19 protein-coding genes are annotated in these 19,033 nt (G+C 64.6%); 14 read left to right on the plus strand and 5 right to left on the minus strand.

All coding sequences use genetic code 11. The features are described from left to right. Nucleotides 1-236: 236 nt before the first annotated feature. Together QTI66_RS14740 and QTI66_RS14745 are read right to left on the minus strand one after the other, a co-directional pair. Entirely contained in the window at nucleotides 237-1,217 is a 981-nt protein-coding gene (locus QTI66_RS14740; protein WP_286560522.1) for a Bug family tripartite tricarboxylate transporter substrate binding protein, read from the minus strand. A gap of 134 nt (nucleotides 1,218-1,351) precedes the next feature. Further along, complete coding sequence (locus QTI66_RS14745) at nucleotides 1,352-2,197, minus strand: FadR/GntR family transcriptional regulator (RefSeq protein WP_444815001.1); 846 nt, start codon at nucleotides 2,195-2,197, stop codon at nucleotides 1,352-1,354. A gap of 135 nt (nucleotides 2,198-2,332) precedes the next feature. On the opposite strand from QTI66_RS14745, the gene QTI66_RS14750 reads away from it, so the two are divergent. From QTI66_RS14750 to dnaJ, 13 genes are all read left to right on the plus strand, one after another. After that, a complete protein-coding gene (locus QTI66_RS14750) occupies nucleotides 2,333-3,148 on the plus strand; it encodes an NAD-dependent epimerase/dehydratase family protein (RefSeq protein WP_286560523.1) in 816 nt (271 codons plus the stop codon). 49 nt (nucleotides 3,149-3,197) lie between these two features. Next, nucleotides 3,198-4,175: a TRAP transporter substrate-binding protein gene (locus tag QTI66_RS14755; protein ID WP_286560524.1), complete on the plus strand. Its 978-nt coding sequence runs from the start codon at nucleotides 3,198-3,200 to the stop codon at nucleotides 4,173-4,175. Nucleotides 4,176-4,299: 124 nt separating this feature from the next. Beyond that, nucleotides 4,300-4,788, plus strand: coding sequence for a TRAP transporter small permease (locus QTI66_RS14760; RefSeq protein ID WP_286560525.1), 489 nt, complete (start codon nucleotides 4,300-4,302; stop codon nucleotides 4,786-4,788). Nucleotides 4,789-4,796: 8 nt separating this feature from the next. Beyond that, the gene (locus QTI66_RS14765; protein WP_286560526.1) at nucleotides 4,797-6,092 is read left to right on the plus strand and encodes a TRAP transporter large permease; all 1,296 of its coding nucleotides are present in this window, start codon (nucleotides 4,797-4,799) and stop codon (nucleotides 6,090-6,092) included. 4 nt (nucleotides 6,093-6,096) lie between these two features. Further along, nucleotides 6,097-7,107 (plus strand): lactonase family protein, encoded by a 1,011-nt coding sequence (locus QTI66_RS14770; RefSeq protein WP_286560527.1) that lies wholly within the window; start codon nucleotides 6,097-6,099, stop codon nucleotides 7,105-7,107. 5 nt (nucleotides 7,108-7,112) lie between these two features. Next, nucleotides 7,113-8,702, plus strand: coding sequence for a galactarate dehydratase (gene garD / locus QTI66_RS14775; protein ID WP_286560528.1), 1,590 nt, complete (start codon nucleotides 7,113-7,115; stop codon nucleotides 8,700-8,702). 27 nt (nucleotides 8,703-8,729) lie between these two features. Then, a complete protein-coding gene (locus tag QTI66_RS14780) occupies nucleotides 8,730-9,494 on the plus strand; it encodes an SDR family NAD(P)-dependent oxidoreductase (protein ID WP_286560529.1) in 765 nt (254 codons plus the stop codon). A 107-nt stretch (nucleotides 9,495-9,601) separates the two neighbouring features. After that, entirely contained in the window at nucleotides 9,602-10,453 is an 852-nt protein-coding gene (asd, locus tag QTI66_RS14785) for an archaetidylserine decarboxylase (protein ID WP_286560530.1), read from the plus strand. A 198-nt stretch (nucleotides 10,454-10,651) separates the two neighbouring features. Next, nucleotides 10,652-10,975, plus strand: coding sequence for a winged helix-turn-helix transcriptional regulator (locus QTI66_RS14790; RefSeq protein WP_286560532.1), 324 nt, complete (start codon nucleotides 10,652-10,654; stop codon nucleotides 10,973-10,975). Between the two features lie 47 nt (nucleotides 10,976-11,022). Continuing rightward, nucleotides 11,023-11,373: an FKBP-type peptidyl-prolyl cis-trans isomerase gene (locus tag QTI66_RS14795; protein WP_286560533.1), complete on the plus strand. Its 351-nt coding sequence runs from the start codon at nucleotides 11,023-11,025 to the stop codon at nucleotides 11,371-11,373. 150 nt (nucleotides 11,374-11,523) lie between these two features. Further along, on the plus strand, nucleotides 11,524-12,105 hold the full coding sequence (grpE, locus tag QTI66_RS14800; protein ID WP_286560883.1) for a nucleotide exchange factor GrpE: 582 nt from the start codon (nucleotides 11,524-11,526) through the stop codon (nucleotides 12,103-12,105). A gap of 117 nt (nucleotides 12,106-12,222) precedes the next feature. Then, complete coding sequence (gene dnaK / locus QTI66_RS14805; RefSeq protein ID WP_286560534.1) at nucleotides 12,223-14,154, plus strand: molecular chaperone DnaK; 1,932 nt, start codon at nucleotides 12,223-12,225, stop codon at nucleotides 14,152-14,154. Nucleotides 14,155-14,251: 97 nt separating this feature from the next. After that, entirely contained in the window at nucleotides 14,252-15,388 is a 1,137-nt protein-coding gene (dnaJ, locus tag QTI66_RS14810) for a molecular chaperone DnaJ (RefSeq protein WP_286560535.1), read from the plus strand. A 31-nt stretch (nucleotides 15,389-15,419) separates the two neighbouring features. Here dnaJ and QTI66_RS14815 read toward each other — a convergent pair whose 3' ends face one another. The 3 genes from QTI66_RS14815 to QTI66_RS14825 form a co-directional block, all read right to left on the minus strand. After that, complete coding sequence (locus QTI66_RS14815; RefSeq protein WP_286560536.1) at nucleotides 15,420-16,133, minus strand: molybdate ABC transporter substrate-binding protein; 714 nt, start codon at nucleotides 16,131-16,133, stop codon at nucleotides 15,420-15,422. A 166-nt stretch (nucleotides 16,134-16,299) separates the two neighbouring features. Beyond that, a complete protein-coding gene (locus QTI66_RS14820) occupies nucleotides 16,300-17,286 on the minus strand; it encodes a tripartite tricarboxylate transporter substrate binding protein (RefSeq protein ID WP_286560537.1) in 987 nt (328 codons plus the stop codon). Between the two features lie 113 nt (nucleotides 17,287-17,399). Further along, nucleotides 17,400-18,071 (minus strand): FadR/GntR family transcriptional regulator, encoded by a 672-nt coding sequence (locus tag QTI66_RS14825; RefSeq protein ID WP_286560539.1) that lies wholly within the window; start codon nucleotides 18,069-18,071, stop codon nucleotides 17,400-17,402. Between the two features lie 88 nt (nucleotides 18,072-18,159). Here QTI66_RS14825 and QTI66_RS14830 point away from each other — a divergent pair, with 88 nt between their 5' ends. After that, nucleotides 18,160-19,032, plus strand: coding sequence for a fumarylacetoacetate hydrolase family protein (locus QTI66_RS14830; RefSeq protein WP_286560540.1), 873 nt, complete (start codon nucleotides 18,160-18,162; stop codon nucleotides 19,030-19,032). Nucleotide 19,033: the final 1 nt, after the last annotated feature.

The following is a 19,033-nucleotide window of genomic DNA, read 5'->3' on the forward strand; positions in this document are numbered from 1 at the left end:
TTGGTTCGGGAGAAAAAAACGGATGCAATTCGCCAAGGCCGACTGCTGCCTGTTTCAAGCAACGCGGCCGCCGCCGGGCCGCCCCAAGGCGTGCCGGGGTCGCCCCCACGGGGCTGAGGACCGCGGCTCCAAGCCTGCCTGCGCAGGCTTGGACGGGACGAAGGGCCGATGCCTCTGGCATCGACTCGTTTGGCGAATTACATGGAGCAAAGCGGAATGAAAAGCCGGGGGGCTGACTATTCCAATTTGATGTCGGCTTCCTTGACGACCTGCGCCCAGCGCGCACGTTCCTTGTTGAAGAACGCTTCTTCTTCAGCCGGCGTCATCGTCACGACTTCAGCGCCCTGCCCCGCCAGTCGCGAACGGATGTCGGACGAACGGATGATGGCGATGAGTTCCTTGTTCAGGCGCTGGATCACCGCGTCCGGCGTGCCCTTGGCCACGCGCACGCCTTGCCAGGTGCCGGTTTCAAATCCGGGCACGCCCTGCTCTGCAATCGTCGGCACGTTGCCGATCAGCGGCATGCGCGTCGCCTTGGAAACGCCCAGCACCTTGAGGTTGCCGCCCTGCACTTGCGGCAAGGTGGCCAGCATGCCGTTCATCAGCACTTGCGTGGTGCCGGAAACGGTGTCCTGCACCGCCTGCACGCCGCCCTTGTAGGGAACGTAGGTCCACTTGGCGCCCGCGGCGCGCTGCAATGCAACGCCGGCGAGATGCGGCGCACTGCCGGTGGCGGTCACCGCGAAGTTGAGGTCGCTCGTCTTCGACAACGCAACCAGCTCCTTCAGGTTGTTGGCCTTGACCGACGGGTGCACCACCAGCAGGTGCGGCGAGTACGCCAGCATCGTCACGCCGCGCAGGTCCTTCGACGGATCGAAAGCCAGCTTGAAGACCGACGGGCTGATGGCCAGCGCGCCCACGTCGCACAGCAGGATGGTGTAGCCATCCGGCTGCGACTTGGAAACGAAGTCCGCGCCAAGGTTGCCATTGGCGCCCGGCTTGTTCTCCACGATGACCGGCTGCTTGAGCGCGAGCGACAGTGGCTGGCTGATGGCGCGCGCAATGATGTCTGACGACCCACCCGGCGGGTACGGCACGACGATCTTGATCGGCTTGGACGGCCATGCATCCTGCGCGAAGGCACCGACGGCGAAGGTGGTGGAGAGGGCGGCGATGCAGGCGGCACCGACGATGCGGCGCTGACGGAAGAAACTCATTGATGTGTCCCCTTTGCGTTGAAAAAACATGGCGCCTGGATGAAAGTGCGGGCTGAATTTCCCGCTGGCGTTGAAGTTATCAGTCATCGTACAACTCAACGAACGACTTGTCCAGAAAAAATCGAAACAGGATTTCAGCCCACCGGCGAAGGCGGCGTGGGCTGCGCTTTTTGTGCCGCTTCCTGCGCCACCCGCAGGCGCTCGCGGCTGTTTGTCAGGTGGATTCGCATGGCCGCGCGGGCTGACTCCGGATCGCGCCGCGCGATGGCTGCGTAGATCTCTTCGTGCTCGCGATTCACGCGGCTGAGGTATTCGCCGCCCTTGTCCTGGTTGCGGATCGCATGGATGCGCGTGCGCGGAATGATGGTCGTGCCCAGGTGGCTCATGATGTCCGCAAAGTACGGGTTACCCGTCGACTGCGCGATCTGCAGGTGAAATCGGAAGTCTGGCGCCACGGTATCGCCCGCTTCGGCCACGTTGCTCTCGAAGTCGTCGAGCGCCTGACGCATGGCCTGCAACTGCTCTTCCGTGCGGCGGCTGGCCGCGAGGCCGGCCGATTCGGTTTCAAGGCTGATGCGCAATTCGAGCACCGCCAGCACATCGACCGAGGTCGCGATGTCGCCGGCGTCGAGCCGGAATGCACCGCCGGCGCGCGGCTGCAGCACGAAGGTGCCGATGCCGTGATGCGTCTCGACCAGGCCGCCGGCCTGCAACTTGGACAGGGCTTCCCGCACCACCGTGCGGCTCACCTCGTAGGCCTGCATGATTTCGGATTCGGTCGGCAATTTGTCGCCCGGGCGCAACGCCCCATCGCGAATCTTGGCGCTGAGGTCTTCTACCAAACCATGTGCCAATCCTCTTGCACGCTGGCGCGGACGCCCTACAAAGGGCGCCTGCGGGGCCGCAGGCGGGCCCCCCTCACCGGCGCTTGTCGCCGGCGTTGCATGCAGTAGGTGATTACCCGTATCGATGGACGCCATGCGAAGATGATAATCCCCCACGCGTTGTACGACAACATATAACTGATCTCTATTGGGTCAGAGTCAATCGAAACAGGATGCATCAGTCAACGGAAAGACCGGACTGATGCCAGCTTCAGGACCGCTTTTTAAAACATGTCAAATTCAGAGCGCAAAGTCGCCCGACTTCTCCTCACCGGCGCCGCCGGCGGCTTGGGCAAGGTGCTTCGCGAGCGTCTTCGCCCGTACGCCGACGTCATTCGCCTTTCCGACGTCGCCGAGATGGCGCCAGCGCAGGGCCCGAACGAAGAAGTGGTGCCCTGCAACCTGGCCGACAAAGCCGCGGTGGACGCACTCGTGGCCGGCTGCGATGCGATCGTGCATCTGGGCGGCGTTTCGGTGGAGCGCCCTTTCGAGGAAATCCTCGAAGCCAACATCAAGGGCATCTTCAACCTGTATGAAGGCGCGCGCCGCCATGGCGTCAAGCGCGTGGTGTTCGCCAGTTCGAACCACGTCATCGGCTTCTACAAGCAGGATGAGCGCATCGACGCCCATGCTCCGCGCCGGCCCGATGGCTACTACGGCCTGTCGAAGGCCTTCGGCGAGGACATGGCGCAGTTCTACTTCGACCGCTATGGCATCGAAACCGTCAGCATCCGCATCGGTTCGTCCTTCCCCGAGCCGCTCAATCGCCGGATGATGAGTTCGTGGCTGAGCTTCCGCGACCTGACGACGCTGATGGAAAAGTCGCTCTTCACGCCTGGCGTGAAGCACACGGTGGCCTACGGCATGTCGGACAACAAGGTCGTGTGGTGGGACAACAGCGCCGCCGCGCACCTGGGATTCAAGCCGCAAGACAGCTCTGAAGTATTCCGCGACAAGGTCGAGGCGCAGCCTCCCGTGGCCCCCACCGATCCCAATGCCATCTACCAGGGCGGCGCGTTCACCGCGCAAGGCCCTTTCGGCGACTGATACGCCACCACCCGCTTTCACTTTTTTCGACAACCAAAGAGGACGACAAATGAAACTCCGACGCTCCCTGATCGCACTGGCCGCCTTTGCTGCCGCGACCCTCACCGGCATCGGCGCCCAGGCCACCGAATTCCGCTCGGCGGACATCCACCCGGACGACTATCCGACAGTGACGGCGGTCAAGTTCATGGGCGAGCGCCTCAAGGAACTGTCCGGCGGCAAGGACACCATCAAGGTGTTCAACAACAGCGCGCTGGGCCAGGAAAAGGACACCATCGAGCAGACAAAGATCGGCGCCCTGGCCATGGTGCGCGTGAACATCGCGCCCATGAACAACATCTGCCCCGAGACGCAGGTGCCGACCATGCCCTTCCTGTTCCGCTCGGTCGACCATCTGCACAAGGTGCTGGACGGCCCGATCGGCGAGGAGATCCTGAAGTCGTGCGAGAAGCAGGGCTTCGTGGGCCTGGCCTACTACGACAGCGGCGCACGCTCGATGTTCACCGCCAAGAAGCCGGTGCGCTCCTTCGCCGACATGAAGGGCATGAAGATCCGCGTTCAGCAGTCTGACCTGTGGGTGTCGATGCTCGAAGCCATGGGCGCCAACGCCACGCCGATGCCGATGGGCGAGGTCTACACCGGCCTGAAGACCGGCCTGATCGATGGCGCCGAGAACAACTACCCCACCTACGAAAGCGCACGCGCCTTCGAAGTGGCCAAGTACTACTCGAAGACCGAGCACTCGATGGCCCCCGAAGTGCTGCTCTTCTCCAAGCGCGTGTGGGACAAGCTCTCGCCGGAAGAGCAAGGCTGGCTGCGCCAGGCGGCGAAGGAATCGGTGCCCTACATGCGCAAGCAGTGGGAAGCACGTGAAATCAAGTCGCTCGCGACGGTGAAGGCGGGCGGCGCCGAGATCATCGACGTCGACAAGGCCCCGTTCCAGGCAGCGATGAAGCCGGTGTATGAGAAGTTCATCACCGACGCCAAGCTGAAGGACCTGGTCAAGCGCGTCCAGGACACGAAGTAAATGACCTCACTCCTTCCCCTGCCGGGGGAAGGCCGGGATGGGGGCATGCATGCGCGACAAGGATGCGCCGCGCGCCCCCACCCCTACCCTCCCCCGGCGGGGGAGGGAGAAAAAAGAAAACACCATGTACACCAAAATCTGCCGCACGCTCGCGCGTGCCTGCATGTGGCTGGGCATCTTCGGGCTCGTCGCAGTGATCTGCGCCGTGAGCTGGCAGGTGTTCGGCCGCTACGTGCTCAACAACACACCCACCTGGGCCGAGAGCCTCGCCCTGCTGCTGGTGCTTTACGTCACGATGTTCGGCGTGGCCGTTGGCGTGCGTGACGCCGGGCACATCGGTCTCGAATCCTTCCTCGTGCTCGCGCCCGACTGGCTGCGCCTGAAGATGGAATACCTCATCCACGCGCTGATCCTGCTGTTCGGCATCGCGATGGCCATGGGCTGCGGCGAGTTGGCGATCTCCGTGTGGGACTACCGCCTGCCGACGCTGTGGATCTCGGAAGGCTGGAAATACGTGCCGGCGACGATCGCCGGCGTGCTGATCGTCATGTTCTCCATTGAACACATCATCGCCCTGGCCAAAGGCCAGGAAGTAGAACCCGCCTGGGGCTGAGCACTGCAATGACTATTCCGCTCCTTATCCTGTGCGTGTCCTTCACGCTGTTCCTCTTGCTCGGCGTGCCGGTCGCGTTCTCGATCGGCCTCTCCGCCCTGTCCACGCTGCTGTATGAAGGCCTGCCGCTGGCGGTGGGCTTCCAGCAGATGACATCGGGCATGGGCATCTTCTCGTTCCTGGCCATTCCCTTCTTCATCTTTGCCGGCGAGCTGATGCTCTACGGCGGCATCGCCGATCGCATCGTCAACTTCGCGCGTGCGCTGGTCGGCCATGTGCGCGGCGGCCTGGGCATGTCGAACGTGGTGGCTTGCACGCTGTTCGGCGGCGTCTCGGGTTCGCCCGTGGCGGACGTCTCGGCCATGGGCGCCGTGATGATCCCGATGATGAAGAAAGAGGGCTACCACGCGGACTACGCCGTCAACGTGACGACGCACGCTGCCCTGGTGGGCGCGCTGATGCCGACCAGCCACAACCTCATCATCTATTCGCTCGCAGCGGGCGGCAAGGTGTCGATCGCGGCGCTGATCCTGGCGTGCCTGTTGCCGGCGGCGGTGCTGACCATCAGCAATCTGGCGGCCGCCTACCTGGTCGCGGTGAAGCGCGGCTACCCCGCCGGCACCTTCCCGGGCTGGAGCATCGTGGCGCGTTCGTTCGCGGCGGCGTTGCCGGGCCTGTTCATCGTCGTGCTGATCCTGGGCGGCATCCTGTCGGGCGTGTTCACGGCCACCGAATCGGCCGCCGTGGCCGTGCTGTATGCATTGGCGCTCACGATCTTCGTGTACCGCACGCTCAAGTGGGAACACTTCGTCAAGGCCGCCTCGAAGGCCGTGCGCACCACCGGCGTGATCCTGCTGCTGATCGGCATCTCAAGCACCTTCGGCTACCTCATCAGCCTGTATGGCGTGGCGGAACTCACGGGCCAGATGCTGTCGCAGATCACGACCACGCCGTGGATGATCTTCCTGCTGATCAACATCATCCTGTTCGTGCTGGGCACCTTCCTGGACATGGCCGCGACCATCCTGCTGTGCACGCCGATCTTCCTGCCGATCGCGCAGCAGTACGGCATGACCTCGGTGCAGTTCGGCGTGGTGATGCTGATCAACTGCGCGCTGGGCCTGAACACCCCGCCGGTGGGCACGACGCAGTTCGTGGGTTGCGCCATTGGCGGCGTGTCGGTCGGCACGGTGATGAAGACCATCTGGCCCTTCTATGGCGCGCTGATTTTTGCGCTGGGCGTGGTGACTTTCGTGCCCGCGTTCTCCACATGGCTCCCGGGCCTCTATATGGTGGTGAAATAAGCGCATGTTTGCGGTCTACGTTTCCAACTCCGACAGTGGCGACATCTCGGTCCTGCGCCTGGATCCGGCGCAAGGCACGCTGACGCCGATTCAAAGCATGGCCGTGGGCGGCGCCGTGATGCCGATGGCGCTCAGTCCGAAGCGCGATCGCCTCTACGCGGTCCGTCGCTCGGAACCGCACGAGGCGCTGAGCTTTGCCATCGATCCCCGGAGCGGCGAACTCCGTGCGCTGGGCGCCGGGGCACTGCCGCAAAGCATGGCCTACGCCTCGACGGACCGCAGCGGCCGCTACCTGTTCACCGGCTCCTACGGCGGCCACCAGATTGCCGTCAACACCATCGATGCCGATGGCGTTGCAGGCGCCACGCAACAGGTGTTGCCGACCGGGCAAAACGCGCACGCCATCGTGGCGGACCCGTCGAACCGCTTTGTCTTCGTGCCCTGCCTTGGCGGTCGCGTGGTGATGCAGTTCGACTTCGATGCTGCAACAGGCCGACTCACGCCCCACAAGCCGGCTGCCTTTGCGCCGCACGACGATGCGAGCCCGCGCCATCTGGTGTTCAGCCCGGACGCGCGCTTTGTCTATCTCTTGAACGAACTGGACGGCACGGTCGACGTGCTCGCCTTCGATTCGGCTGCCGGCACGCTGAGCACGGTGCAAACCATCAGCGCCATGCCGCCGGCGTTCAGCGACAAGCCATGGGCCGCGGACATTCACCTCACGCCGGACGGTCGCTTTCTCTACACCTGCGAACGGCGTTCGAACACGATTGCGGCCTTCCGCGTGGATGCCGCAAGCGGCACGCTGTCGCTCATCGGCCACGTGGACACCGAAGCGCAACCGCGCGGCTTCAACGTCACACCGGACGGTCGCTTCCTGATCGCGTCGGGGCAGCTCTCCGACCGGCTTCGCCTGTACGCCATCGACCCGCAATCCGGCGCGCTGAGCGTGCTGGGCGACGCGCCCGCGGGCAAGGGCGCCAACTGGGTCGAGACGCTCGCGCTGGTGGACTGACACAGATGTCTGCGACCACCAGTTCCGCCCCGCTCTACATCACGATGCACGAACGCGACAACGTCGCGATCGTGGCCAACGATGGCGGCTTGCCGGCGGGCACCGTGTTTGCCTCGGGCCTCAAGCTGATCGACAAGGTGCCGCAGGGCCACAAGGTGGCGCTGGTCGACCTGCCGGCCGGCTCGCCGGTGCTGCGCTACAACGTGGTCATCGGCCGCACCAACCGCGACCTGCCGGCTGGAAGCTGGGTGCACGAGCGCCTGCTCGACATGCCCGACGCCCGCTCGCTCGAAGGCCTGCCCATTTCCACCGTGAAGGCGCCCGTGCAGCCGCCGCTGGAGGGCTACACCTTCGAGGGCTACCGCAACGCCGACGGCTCGGTGGGCACGCGCAACATCCTGGCCATCACGCAGACGGTGCAGTGCGTGGCCGGCGTCACCGACTTCGCGGTGAGTCGCATCAAGGCCGAACTGCTGCCCAAGTACCCCCACGTCGATGACGTGGTCGGTCTGGCGCACAGCTACGGCTGCGGTGTGGCCATCGACGCGCCCGACGCCATCATTCCCATCCGCACGCTGCGCAACATCAGCCTCAACCCCAACTTTGGCGGCGAAGTGATGGTGATCAGCCTGGGCTGCGAGAAGCTGCAGCCTGAGCGCCTGTTGCCACCCGGCAGCTTCCCGTTGGTGGACGAACGCAATGTGGCCGACGTGGGCTCCAGCGCCGACGCCCGGCTCGACGTGGTCTGCCTGCAGGACGACGCGCACGTCGGCTTCATGTCGATGATCGATTCGATCATGGCGCAGGCCGAGGAGCATCTGGAGCGCCTGAACGCCCGTCGCCGCGAGACGGTGCCGGCCAGCGAACTCGTGGTCGGCGTGCAGTGCGGCGGCAGCGATGCCTTTTCGGGCGTCACCGCCAACCCAGCCGTGGGCTTTTGCACCGACCTGCTGGTGCGCGCCGGCGCCACCGTGATGTTCTCGGAAGTCACCGAGGTGCGCGACGGCATCGACCAGCTCACCTCGCGCGCATCGTCGCCCGAGGTGGCGCAAGCCATGATTCGCGAGATGGCCTGGTACGACAACTACCTGGAAAAAGGCCGCGTCGACCGCAGCGCCAACACGACGCCGGGCAACAAGAAGGGTGGCCTGTCGAACATCGTCGAGAAGGCGATGGGCTCGATCATCAAGAGCGGCAGCAGCGCCATCTCGGGCGTGGTCCCGCCGGGAGAAAAGGCCCGGCAAAAGGGCCTGCTCTACGCGGCAACGCCCGCCAGCGACTTCATTTGCGGCACGCTGCAACTGGCGGCCGGCATGAACTTGCACGTGTTCACGACCGGCCGCGGCACGCCCTACGGCTTGGCGGAAGTGCCCGTCATCAAGGTGGCCACGCGCAGCGATCTCGCGCGCCGCTGGCACGACCTGATGGACATCAACGCCGGACGCATTGCAGACGGCAGCGCAAGCATCGAGGACGTGGGCTGGGAGATGTTCCAGCTGATGCTCGATGTCGCGAGCGGACGCAAGAAGACCTGGGCGGAGCAGTGGAAGCTGCACAACGCGCTGGTTCTGTTCAATCCCGCACCCGTGACCTGAACCCTCCCGCCTGACCAAAGGAAACCCATGGACGACCTGAAGGGCAAAACAGCACTCATCACCGGCGCCAGCACGGGCATCGGCGCAGCCGTCGCCATCGATTTCGCGGCGCGCGGCATGCGCGTGGCGGTGCACTACAACAGCTCGGCCGACGCTGCGAACAAGGTGGTTGCGGACATCGTCGCCGCCGGTGGCGAAGCTTTCGCCGTTCAAGGCGACGTGCGCGACACTGCGGCCATCCGCCGCGTCGTCAAGGAATCGAACGATCGCCTTGGCAGCATCGACGTGCTGGTCAACAACGCCGGCAGCCTGGTCAAGCGCGCGCCGATTGCGGAGATGACCGACGAGATGTTCGATGAGATCCTGCACATCAACGCACGCTCGGTGGTCGCTTTCTGCCGCGAGGTGGTGCCGCTCATGCGCGCGCAGGGCCGGGGCGGCAACATCATCAACGTGACGTCGGTGGCGGCTCGAAACGGCGGGGGTCCGGGCGCATTTCTTTATGCGGGCTCCAAGGGTTTCGTGAGCACGGTGACGCACGGATTGGCCAAGGAACTGGTGCCCGACCGCATCCGCGTGAATGCCGTCGCGCCGGGCGTGATCCAGACGCCCTTCCAGGACCGCTTCTCGACCCCGCAGATGATGGAAAGCTTCAGGGCCTCCATTCCGATGGGCCGCATCGGCGAGCCGCAGGAATGCGTGGGTGCCTTCGTCTTCCTGGCTTCCGACAAGCTGTCGGGCTACGTGACCGGGCAGATCCTCGAGGTGAACGGCGGGCAGTACATGCCCTGACAGGCTGCCGGCGCCCCGCCGCTTCACGCAAGCGGGACGCCGGCCGACTCGTCCCACAGCGCCCCGCCCGATAGAATCGCGCTCCCCCTCTCAAAGGCCGCGCCGTTTTGTCCGATCGTTTTTCCGTCCTTCCGCAATACCTGATTCCCAAGCAGGCACTCACGTCTTTTGCCGGATGGGTCGCAGGCAAGGAGCGTGGAGACGTCACGACGTGGATCGTGCGGCGCTTTGTCGCCAAGTACGGCGTCGACATGAACGAGGCGGCCGAGCCGGACATCTCGCGCTACGCCAGCTTCAACGACTTCTTTACCCGCGCGCTCAAGCCGGGTGTGCGGCCGATTGCCGACGCCGATCTCGTGTCGCCGGTGGACGGCGGCATCAGCCAGTTCGGCCCCATCGAGGGCGACCAGATCTACCAGGCCAAGGGCCACGCTTTCTCCACGACGGCGCTGGTGGGCGGCGACGCCGCGCTGGCGGCGCAGTTTGCCAACGGCAGTTTTTCCAACCTCTACCTGAGTCCGCGCGACTACCACCGCATCCATATGCCCTGCGACGGGCGGCTGATGCGCATGATTCACGTGCCGGGCGACCTCTTCTCGGTCAACCCGACGACGGCGCGCGGCGTGCCGGGCCTCTTTGCGCGCAACGAGCGCGTGGTGTGCGTGTTCGACACGGCACGCGGGCCCTTCGTGCTGGTGCTGGTGGGCGCGACGATCGTCGGCAGCATGGCCACGGTGTGGCATGGCGTGGTCAATCCGCCACGCGCCAAGGAAGTGCGCGAGTGGCACTACGCGGACCAGCAGATCGTGCTGCGCAAGGGCGAGGAGATGGGCCGCTTCCTGCTCGGTTCGACGGTCGTCATGCTGTTTCCGCCGCCGCGCGTCAGCTTCAATCCGGCATGGGCGCCGGGAGGTCCAGTGCGTCTTGGCGAAGTCATGGGTCACTTTCCCCGCGCCTGAGGCGGCCGCGCCACAGGCCGCAGCCAGCCTGATCCGGCAGCTACAAAACTCGTAGCAGAGCGCTTTTTGCGCTATAGTCGCCGGCCGATTCGCCGCACGCTGTGTCGAACCGAACACACACGACCAAAGGCCCCTGCGAAGGGCCTGCAACACCGGATGCGCCGGGACGCCCAAAAGAAGCCAGAGGAGACACGCCCGATGAGCACGAAGGAAACCGCGGCCATCAGCCAGTTGCTGGCGTTGCTTGAAGCACGTTATGCCATGCGCGTGCTCTGGGCACTGCGTGACGGGCACGCGCAAACCTTCCGGCTCCTGCAGGACAGCGTGGGCGGCATCACTCCCAACACGCTGAACACCCGCATCAAGGAATTGCGCGAAGCGGGCATCGTGAACCATGGCAGCGAGGGCTACAGCCTGACGCTTACCGGGCAGGACCTGCTCAAGCGCATGTCCGACCTGCAAGCCTTCGCCGCGAAGTGGCAAGTTACACAAGTCAAGAAGACGGTCGCGCCGGCTCGTTAAACTCCGCGCCTTCCCTCTTTTTTCAACCGACTCACCAAGGAGCCTGCATGCCCACCACCCCTTCCGGCCTGCAATACGAAGACACCACCGTCGGCAGCGGTGCCGAGGCCAAGGCCGGCCAGCATGTGCACGTGCACTACACGGGCTGGCTCTACAACGACGGCGTGCAAGGCGCCAAGTTCGACTCCAGCCGCGACCGCAACGACCCCTTCGCCTTCTCGCTGGGCGCCGGCCAGGTCATCAAGGGCTGGGACGAAGGCGTCGCCGGCATGAAGATCGGCGGCCACCGCACCCTCATCATCCCGGCATCGCTGGGCTACGGCGCACGCGGCGCCGGCGGCGTGATTCCCCCGAATGCCACGCTGAAATTCGACGTCGAGCTGCTCGACGCCCATTGAGATCGGCGCCTTGGGCGCCAGCTGAAAGGTGCGGCCTGCGGGCCGCATTTTTTATGTGTTTTCCCTTGAAAAGGCCTTTGGCGGCCCTATCTAGGGCGAGATTGTTTATTTTCATCCGTTTGGCCGACTTTCTGGCCGACCTACCTGATGATGTCTGAAGCTCAAAACCCCGAACAAAACCAAAGCCTCCAGGGCGATCCTTCCCCTGAAGAACTCGAAGCCGCGCTGGCTGCCAATGAAGCCGAAGGCCAGCAGGCCGCCGAAGCACTGGCCCAGCTCCAGGGCGAACTCGCCGCGCTGCAGTCGAAGAACGCCGAGTTGGCCGACCAGTACCTGCGCGCGCAGGCCGACGTGCAGAACGCCCGCCGCCGCGCCGACGACGAAATCAGCAAGGCCCGCAAGTTCGCGGTTGAAGCCTTCGCCGAAAGCCTGCTGCCGGTCACCGACAGCCTCGAAGCGGGCCTGGCCATCGCCGACGCCACGCCCGAGCAGATCCGCGAAGGGGCCGAGGCCACGCTGCGCCAGCTCAAGAGCGCGCTCGAGCGCAACAAGGTCATCGAGATCGCGCCGGCCGCCGGCAGCAAGTTCGATCCGCACCAGCACCAGGCCATCTCGGTCGTGCCCGCGCCCGACCAGGAACCCAACACCGTGGTCGGTGTGCTGCAAAAGGGCTACACCATCGCCGACCGCGTGCTGCGCCCGGCGCTGGTCACCGTCAGCGCGCCGGCCTGACATACACATCAGGTTTCACAAAAGAAACCCACAGGAAATCCCCGCTTCATCCCTTGATTCCAGCGCGGTTATCCACAAGTTCAACACAACTCAATTTCTGATCCAGGAGCAAATAACATGGCCAAAATCATCGGCATCGACCTCGGCACCACGAACTCGTGCGTCTCGATCATGGAAGGCAACACCACCCGCGTGATCGAAAACTCGGAAGGCGCGCGCACCACCCCTTCCATCGTCGCGTACCAGGAAGACGGCGAAGTGCTGGTCGGCGCCTCGGCCAAGCGCCAGGCGGTCACCAACCCCAAGAACACGATCTACGCCGTCAAGCGCCTGATCGGCCGCAAGTTCGACGAAAAGGAAGTGCAGAAGGACATCGACCTGATGCCCTACAGCATCGTCAAGGCCGACAACGGCGACGCCTGGGTTGAAGTGCGCGGCAAGAAGCTCGCGGCACAACAGATCAGCGCCGAAATCCTGCGCAAGATGAAGAAGACCGCCGAAGACTACCTCGGCGAAACCGTGACCGAAGCCGTCATCACCGTGCCGGCCTACTTCAACGACAGCCAGCGCCAAGCCACCAAGGACGCCGGCCGCATCGCGGGCCTGGACGTCAAGCGCATCATCAACGAGCCGACCGCAGCCGCACTGGCCTTCGGCCTGGACAAGCACGACAAGGCCGACCGCAAGATCGCCGTGTATGACCTCGGCGGCGGCACCTTCGACATCTCGATCATCGAAATTGCCGACGTGGATGGCGAAAAGCAATTCGAAGTGCTGTCGACCAACGGCGACACCTTCCTGGGCGGCGAAGACTTCGACCAGCGCATCATTGACTACATCATCAGCGAGTTCAAGAAGGAACAAGGCGTCGACCTGAGCAAGGACGTGCTTGCCCTGCAGCGCCTGAAGGAAGCCGCTGAAAAGGCCAAGATCGAACTGTCGAACAGCGCGCAGACCGACATCAACCTGCCGTACGTGACGGCCGATGCATCGGGCCCGAAGCACCTGAACATCAAGCTGACGCGCGCCAAGCTGGAAAGCCTGGTCGACGAACTGATCGAGCGCACCATCGCCCCCTGCCGCACCGCCATCAAGGATGCCGGCGTGAGCGTGAGCGACATCAGCGACGTCATTCTGGTCGGCGGCATGACCCGCATGCCCAAGGTGCAGGACAAGGTCAAGGAATTCTTCGGCCGCGATCCGCGCAAGGACGTGAACCCCGATGAAGCCGTGGCCGTCGGCGCCGCCATTCAGGGTCAAGTGTTGTCGGGCGACCGCAAGGACGTGTTGCTGCTGGACGTGACCCCGCTGTCGCTCGGCATCGAGACGATGGGCGGCGTGATGACCAAGATGATCACGAAGAACACGACGATCCCGACCAAGTTCGCGCAGACCTTCTCGACCGCTGAAGACAACCAGCCGGCCGTGACGATCAAGGTGTTTCAGGGCGAACGCGAAATCGCCTCGGGCAACAAGCTGCTGGGCGAGTTCAACCTGGAAGGCATCCCGCCGGCATCGCGCGGCACGCCGCAGATCGAAGTGAGCTTCGACATCGACGCCAACGGCATCCTGCACGTCGGCGCCAAGGACAAGGGCACCGGCAAGGAAAACAAGATCACCATCAAGGCGAACACGGGCCTGTCGGAAGACGAGATCCAGAAGATGGTGAAGGACGCCGAACTCAACGCGGCCGACGACAAGAAGAAGCTGGAAATCGTCCAGGCGCGCAACCAGGGCGAAGCCATGGTGCACAGCGTGAAGAAGTCGCTGGGCGAACACGGCGACAAGCTGGAAGCCGGCGAAAAGGAAAAGATCGAAGCGGCGATCAAGGAAGTCGAAGAAGCCCTCAAGGGTGAAGACAAGACCGTGATCGAAGAAAAGACCGCTTCGTTGATGACGGCCAGCCAGAAGCTCGGCGAGAAGATGTACGCCGACCAGGCGGCCTCGGCAGGCGCTGCGGGTGCCACCGCCGGCCCCGAAGCGGCGAATGCGGCACCGGCCGACGACAACGTGGTCGACGCCGAAGTCAAGGAAGTGAAGAAGGGCTGATTTCCCTGCCCAACCCAAGGCTGGACCACCGCAAAAGGGTGGCCAGCCTTTTTCCGTTTTCAGACCCGCCCCCGATTTCGACGATTGACCACCGATCATGGCCACCAAACGCGACTACTACGAAACCCTCGGCGTCCCGAAGAACGCGAGCGAGGAAGAGATCAAGAAGGCTTATCGCAAGCTTGCGATGAAGCACCACCCCGACCGCAACCACGGTGACACGGCCAAGGAATCGGAAGCGAAGTTCAAGGAGGCCAAGGAGGCCTACGAGATGCTTTCGGACGGGCAGAAACGCGCGGCCTACGACCAGTACGGCCACGCGGGCGTGGACCCGAACATGCGCGGCGGCCCGGGCGCGGAAGGCTTCGGCGGTTTCGCGGAAGCCTTCGGCGACATCTTCGGAGACGTGTTCGGTGGCGGCGCAGGCCGTGGACGCGGAGGCCGCCAGGTGTTCCGCGGCAGCGACCTGAGCTACGCGATGGAAGTCACGCTGGAAGAAGCGGCCGACGGCAAGGACGCCCAGATCCGCATTCCCAGCTGGGACGACTGCGCCACCTGCCACGGCAGCGGCGCCAAGCCCGGCACCAAGCCCATCACCTGCACGACCTGCCACGGCCAAGGCGTGGTGCAGATGCGCCAGGGCTTCTTCAGCGTGCAGCAGAACTGCCCGACCTGCCACGGCACCGGCAAGCTGATTCCCGAGCCGTGCGTCACCTGCCACGGCCAGGGCAAGATCAAGAACAACAAGACGCTGGAAGTGAAGATTCCCGCCGGCATCGACGACGGCATGCGCATCCGCAGCACCGGCAACGGTGAGCCGGGTACCAACGGCGGGCCGCCCGGCGACCTGTACATCGAGATCCGTTTGAAGAAGCACGAGATCTTCGAGCGCGATGGCGACGACCTGCATTGCGTGGTGCCGGTGAGCATCACGACCGCCGCATTGGGCGGCGAGATCGAGGTGCCGACACTCAAGGGTGCAGCCGCCATCGACATTCCGGATGGCACCCAAAGCGGCAAGCAGTTCCGCCTGCGCGGCAAGGGCATCAAGGGCGTGCGCTCGACCTATCCGGGCGACCTGTATTGCCACGTGCGCGTCGAAACGCCGGTCAAGCTCACCGAGCACCAGCGCAAGCTGATGAAGGAGCTGGACGAGTCCCTGAAGAAGGGCGGCAACAAGCACAGCCCAACGGACAAGGGCTGGTTCGACAAGGCCAAGGAATTTTTCAGCTGATCCAGAAGGCTCCCGATTCGGGGGCCTTTTTTTATCCGGCTGTGGCGCCGGATGCCGTGACCTCGAACCCGCCTTGTTGGCGCATCACGCGCGTGCGAATCCCGGCGATGAGATCGACGAAGCGCTGCGCGTGCTGCGGGTTTTCTGCATGGGTGCTGATGGCCGCCGTGTAGACAGTGGCCAGCTCGAATTCCGGTGGCAGCGGGCCGACAAGCAAAAGCCCCGAGGTGTAGCGAATCTCGGTGATCTGCGTGCAGCCGATGGCGCCGGACGGCGCGTTGGTCGACAACTCGCGCATGGCCGTCGCGCCGTTCGGAAAACTGTGAAGCCGCTCCGCAACGGCGTCGGCAATGCGCAGGTCGCGCAGCACGGAGGCGAAATGAATGCCGGCCGTCGAGCGCTCTGGGTCCGGCATGTAGATGGCCGATGCATCGAGCAAAGCGGTGCGAAGCGCAGCCGGGGTCGAGATGTCTGGCTTCGGATCGCTGTCGGGCACCGCGACGCCGGTCCGCACGCAGCCCAGATCCGCTTGCGAGCCCGGCACCAGGTGGCCCTCGGCCTGCAGCGCATGCACCATCGCCGCGGTCACGATCATCACGTCGCAGGGCTCGCCGGCGAGCAAGGCTTCCTTCATGGCACCGACGGCGCCGAAACGCCCTTCCACCCGCGCGCCGGTGAATTCGAGGAACACGCCCTGCAAGGCCTTGACCAGACCCTGCGCCGCGCCAGCGCACAAGATGTTCATTGCAACCCCCACGCTCGGCACTTCGTGTCCTCGCTGCCCCCCGAGGGGGCGCGAGCTTGCTTGGGGCGGCCCGGCACTGTGTCCATGTACCCCCACGCTCGGCACTTCGTGTCCTCGCTGCCCCCCGAGGGGGCGCGAGCTTGCTTGGGGCGGCCCGGCACTGCGCTCATTGATCCGCCTTTGCACCAGAAATCTTCACAATGCGCGCCCACTTCTGGATGTCTTCGTTCATATAGCGCGTGAAGTCCGCAACGTTCATCGACATCGGCGTGGCGCCCTGCGCTTGCCACGCGCGCACCACGTCGGGGCTCGACACAATCTTGCCGATTTCAGCGTTGAGGCGCTCGATGATGGGCGCCGGCGTGCCCTTGGGCGCCATCAATCCGAGCCAGATGGTGGCCTCGTATTTCGGAACGCCGGCTTCGGCCACGGTGGGCACGTTGGGCAGCACATCGGAGCGCGTGAGGCCGGTCGTCCCCATTGCCTTCACCTTGCCGGCGCGAACCTGTTCGGCCATGGTGGTCACAGCGTCGAACATCATGTCGACCTGTCCGCCCAGCACATCGGTGCGCGCGCCGGCGCTGCCGCGATACGGGATGTGCAGGATCGACACGCCCGCCATCGCCTTGAAGAGTTCGCCGGCCATGTGGTACGGCGTGCCGGGCCCGGAAGACGCATAGCTCAGCGAACCCGGCTTGGCCTTGGCCATGGCGATCAGCTCGCCGAGGTTGTTGACCGGCAGGTTGGCGCGCGTGACCAGCAACAGGTCCGACGAATTGATGGGCGCGATGGGCGCAAAGTCCCGCATCAACTGGAAGGGCTTGTTGGGGATCAGCGATTCGTTGACCGTGTGCGCGTTGGACATCAGCAGCAGCGTGTAGCCGTCGGGCGCGCTCTTGGCCACGGCGTCGGTGCCAATCACCGAACCGGCGCCCGGCCGGTTGTCCACGACGAAGCCCTGCCCCAACGATTCCTGCAGGCGCGTTGCGATGAAGCGCGCGTAGACGTCAGCCGGTCCGCCGGCGGCGAAGGGAACGACAAGGCGCACCGGCCGCGCCGGATAGTCCTGCGCCGCGGCCCATGGCAGGCAGGCCAGCAGCGCCGCGCCGACCATCCACCGTCGCATTCGTCGATCGGGGCGGGCGGCTCTCAAGGCGGTGTCTCCACGCAGAAGCTTGTTGATTGGTCTTGTTTGGTTTCGCCTGATCGCAAGGCAGGCCCAATATAGCGAGCCCGGTAAGACGGGTCAATGCAAGTCCGGGTTAGTCAGTAACCCAGCAAATTGCGCCGAACATGCACCAGATGCTCCAGGCACAGCTGCGCCGCCTGCGCGCTGTCGCGGTTGCGCAATGCCGCCACCAGCGCGCGGTGCTCGCGCTCGTAGGCGCTGCGACGCTCGGGCGTGGCAGTGCGGCGCTTCAGCATGCCCCACTCGCTTTGGGCGCGCACCTCGTTCATGCGCTGGAACACGGTGGAGATGAAGCTGTTGTGCGCGGCGTCGGCAATGGCTTCGTGCAGCTTGCCGTCCCACAGCTCGAACTCTTCGATGGTGGCCGCCGCCTCTCCCTTGTCGCAGCACTCGTCCATTCGGGAAAAGTCCGCGGCGGTGGCGCTGCCGATGACCATTGCGATGATGGCTGGCTCCAGCACCAACCGTGCGCTCATCAACTCGGCGGGACTGGTGGCCAGCGGCGAGCTGCCGCCCGCAATTTGGGCCAGCGCCACACCGACCTGGTCGCTCACATAGGTGCCGCTGCCCACGGTTTGCGTGATGAGGCCCTTGTTCTTGAGATCCGCCAGGACCCGGCGCACCGTCGATCGGCTCAACCCGTATTGGCCGCTCAGTTCGCGCTCGGTCGGAAGCCGGTGCCCGGCGCGCCAGGCACGCGAATGCAGGTTGTCGAGGATGGCCTCCCGAAGGGACAGGGCACTTTGCACGGTCGATGAGTTTGAAAGTACTACGCGCATATTTTATTGCCGCTTTGGTACCGCATTGGTAGGATTTGGCAGACAACAGGAGATCAGCTTGCGCATCGCCACCTTCCAGCATCGCGGCCGCCGACATGTCGGCATCGTCTCGGACGACGGCACCACTGTCGCCCCCTTTCAGTGGGATGAAAGCCGATCGCAACGCGGCGCCCAGACGCTCATCGACGACTGCGCAGCCGGCACGGAATCGCTGGCGCTCACGTACGCACCCATCGCCCTGAAAGACGTGCGGCTGGAAGCACCGCTGCCGCTGCCCCGGCGCAACATCTTCTGCGTGGGACGCAATTACCACGCGCATGCCAGGGAACTGTCGGCCTCGGTGTTCAAGAACAACGCGCCGAACACCGACACCTGGCCCATCGTGTTCACCAAGGTGCCCGAATGCGTGACCGGTCCGCACGACGACGTGCAGTTGCCGGGCGAGGCGGTGTCCACGCAGATCGACTACGAAGCCGAACTGGCCGTCGTCATCGGCAAGGTCGGACGCAACATTGCACGCGCCGATGCGATGTCGCATGTGTTCGGCTACACCATCGTCAACGACGTGACGGCGCGCGACGTGCAGATGCGACACCAGCAATGGGATCTGGGCAAGTCCTTCGACACCTTCTGCCCGATGGGCCCATGGATCGTCACGGCCGATGCGCTCGACGGCACCGACACCTGCGTGCGCTGCTGGGTCAACGGCGAGGCGCGGCAGGACGCGCGCACCACCGACCTGATCTTCGACATTCCCAGCCTCATCGAAACCTGTTCGCGCGGCATTACGCTCTACCCCGGCGATGTGATTGCCACGGGCACTGCCGCCGGCGTGGGCATGGGCTTCACGCCGCCGCGCTACCTGAAGGCCGGCGACGTGGTGCGCATCGAGATCGACGGACTGGGCGTCATCGAGAACCGCTTCGCCTGAA

Origin of the sequence: Variovorax brevis (assembly GCF_030317105.1) — a bacterium.
GTDB classification, from domain to species: Bacteria; Pseudomonadota; Gammaproteobacteria; order Burkholderiales; family Burkholderiaceae_C; genus Variovorax; species Variovorax brevis.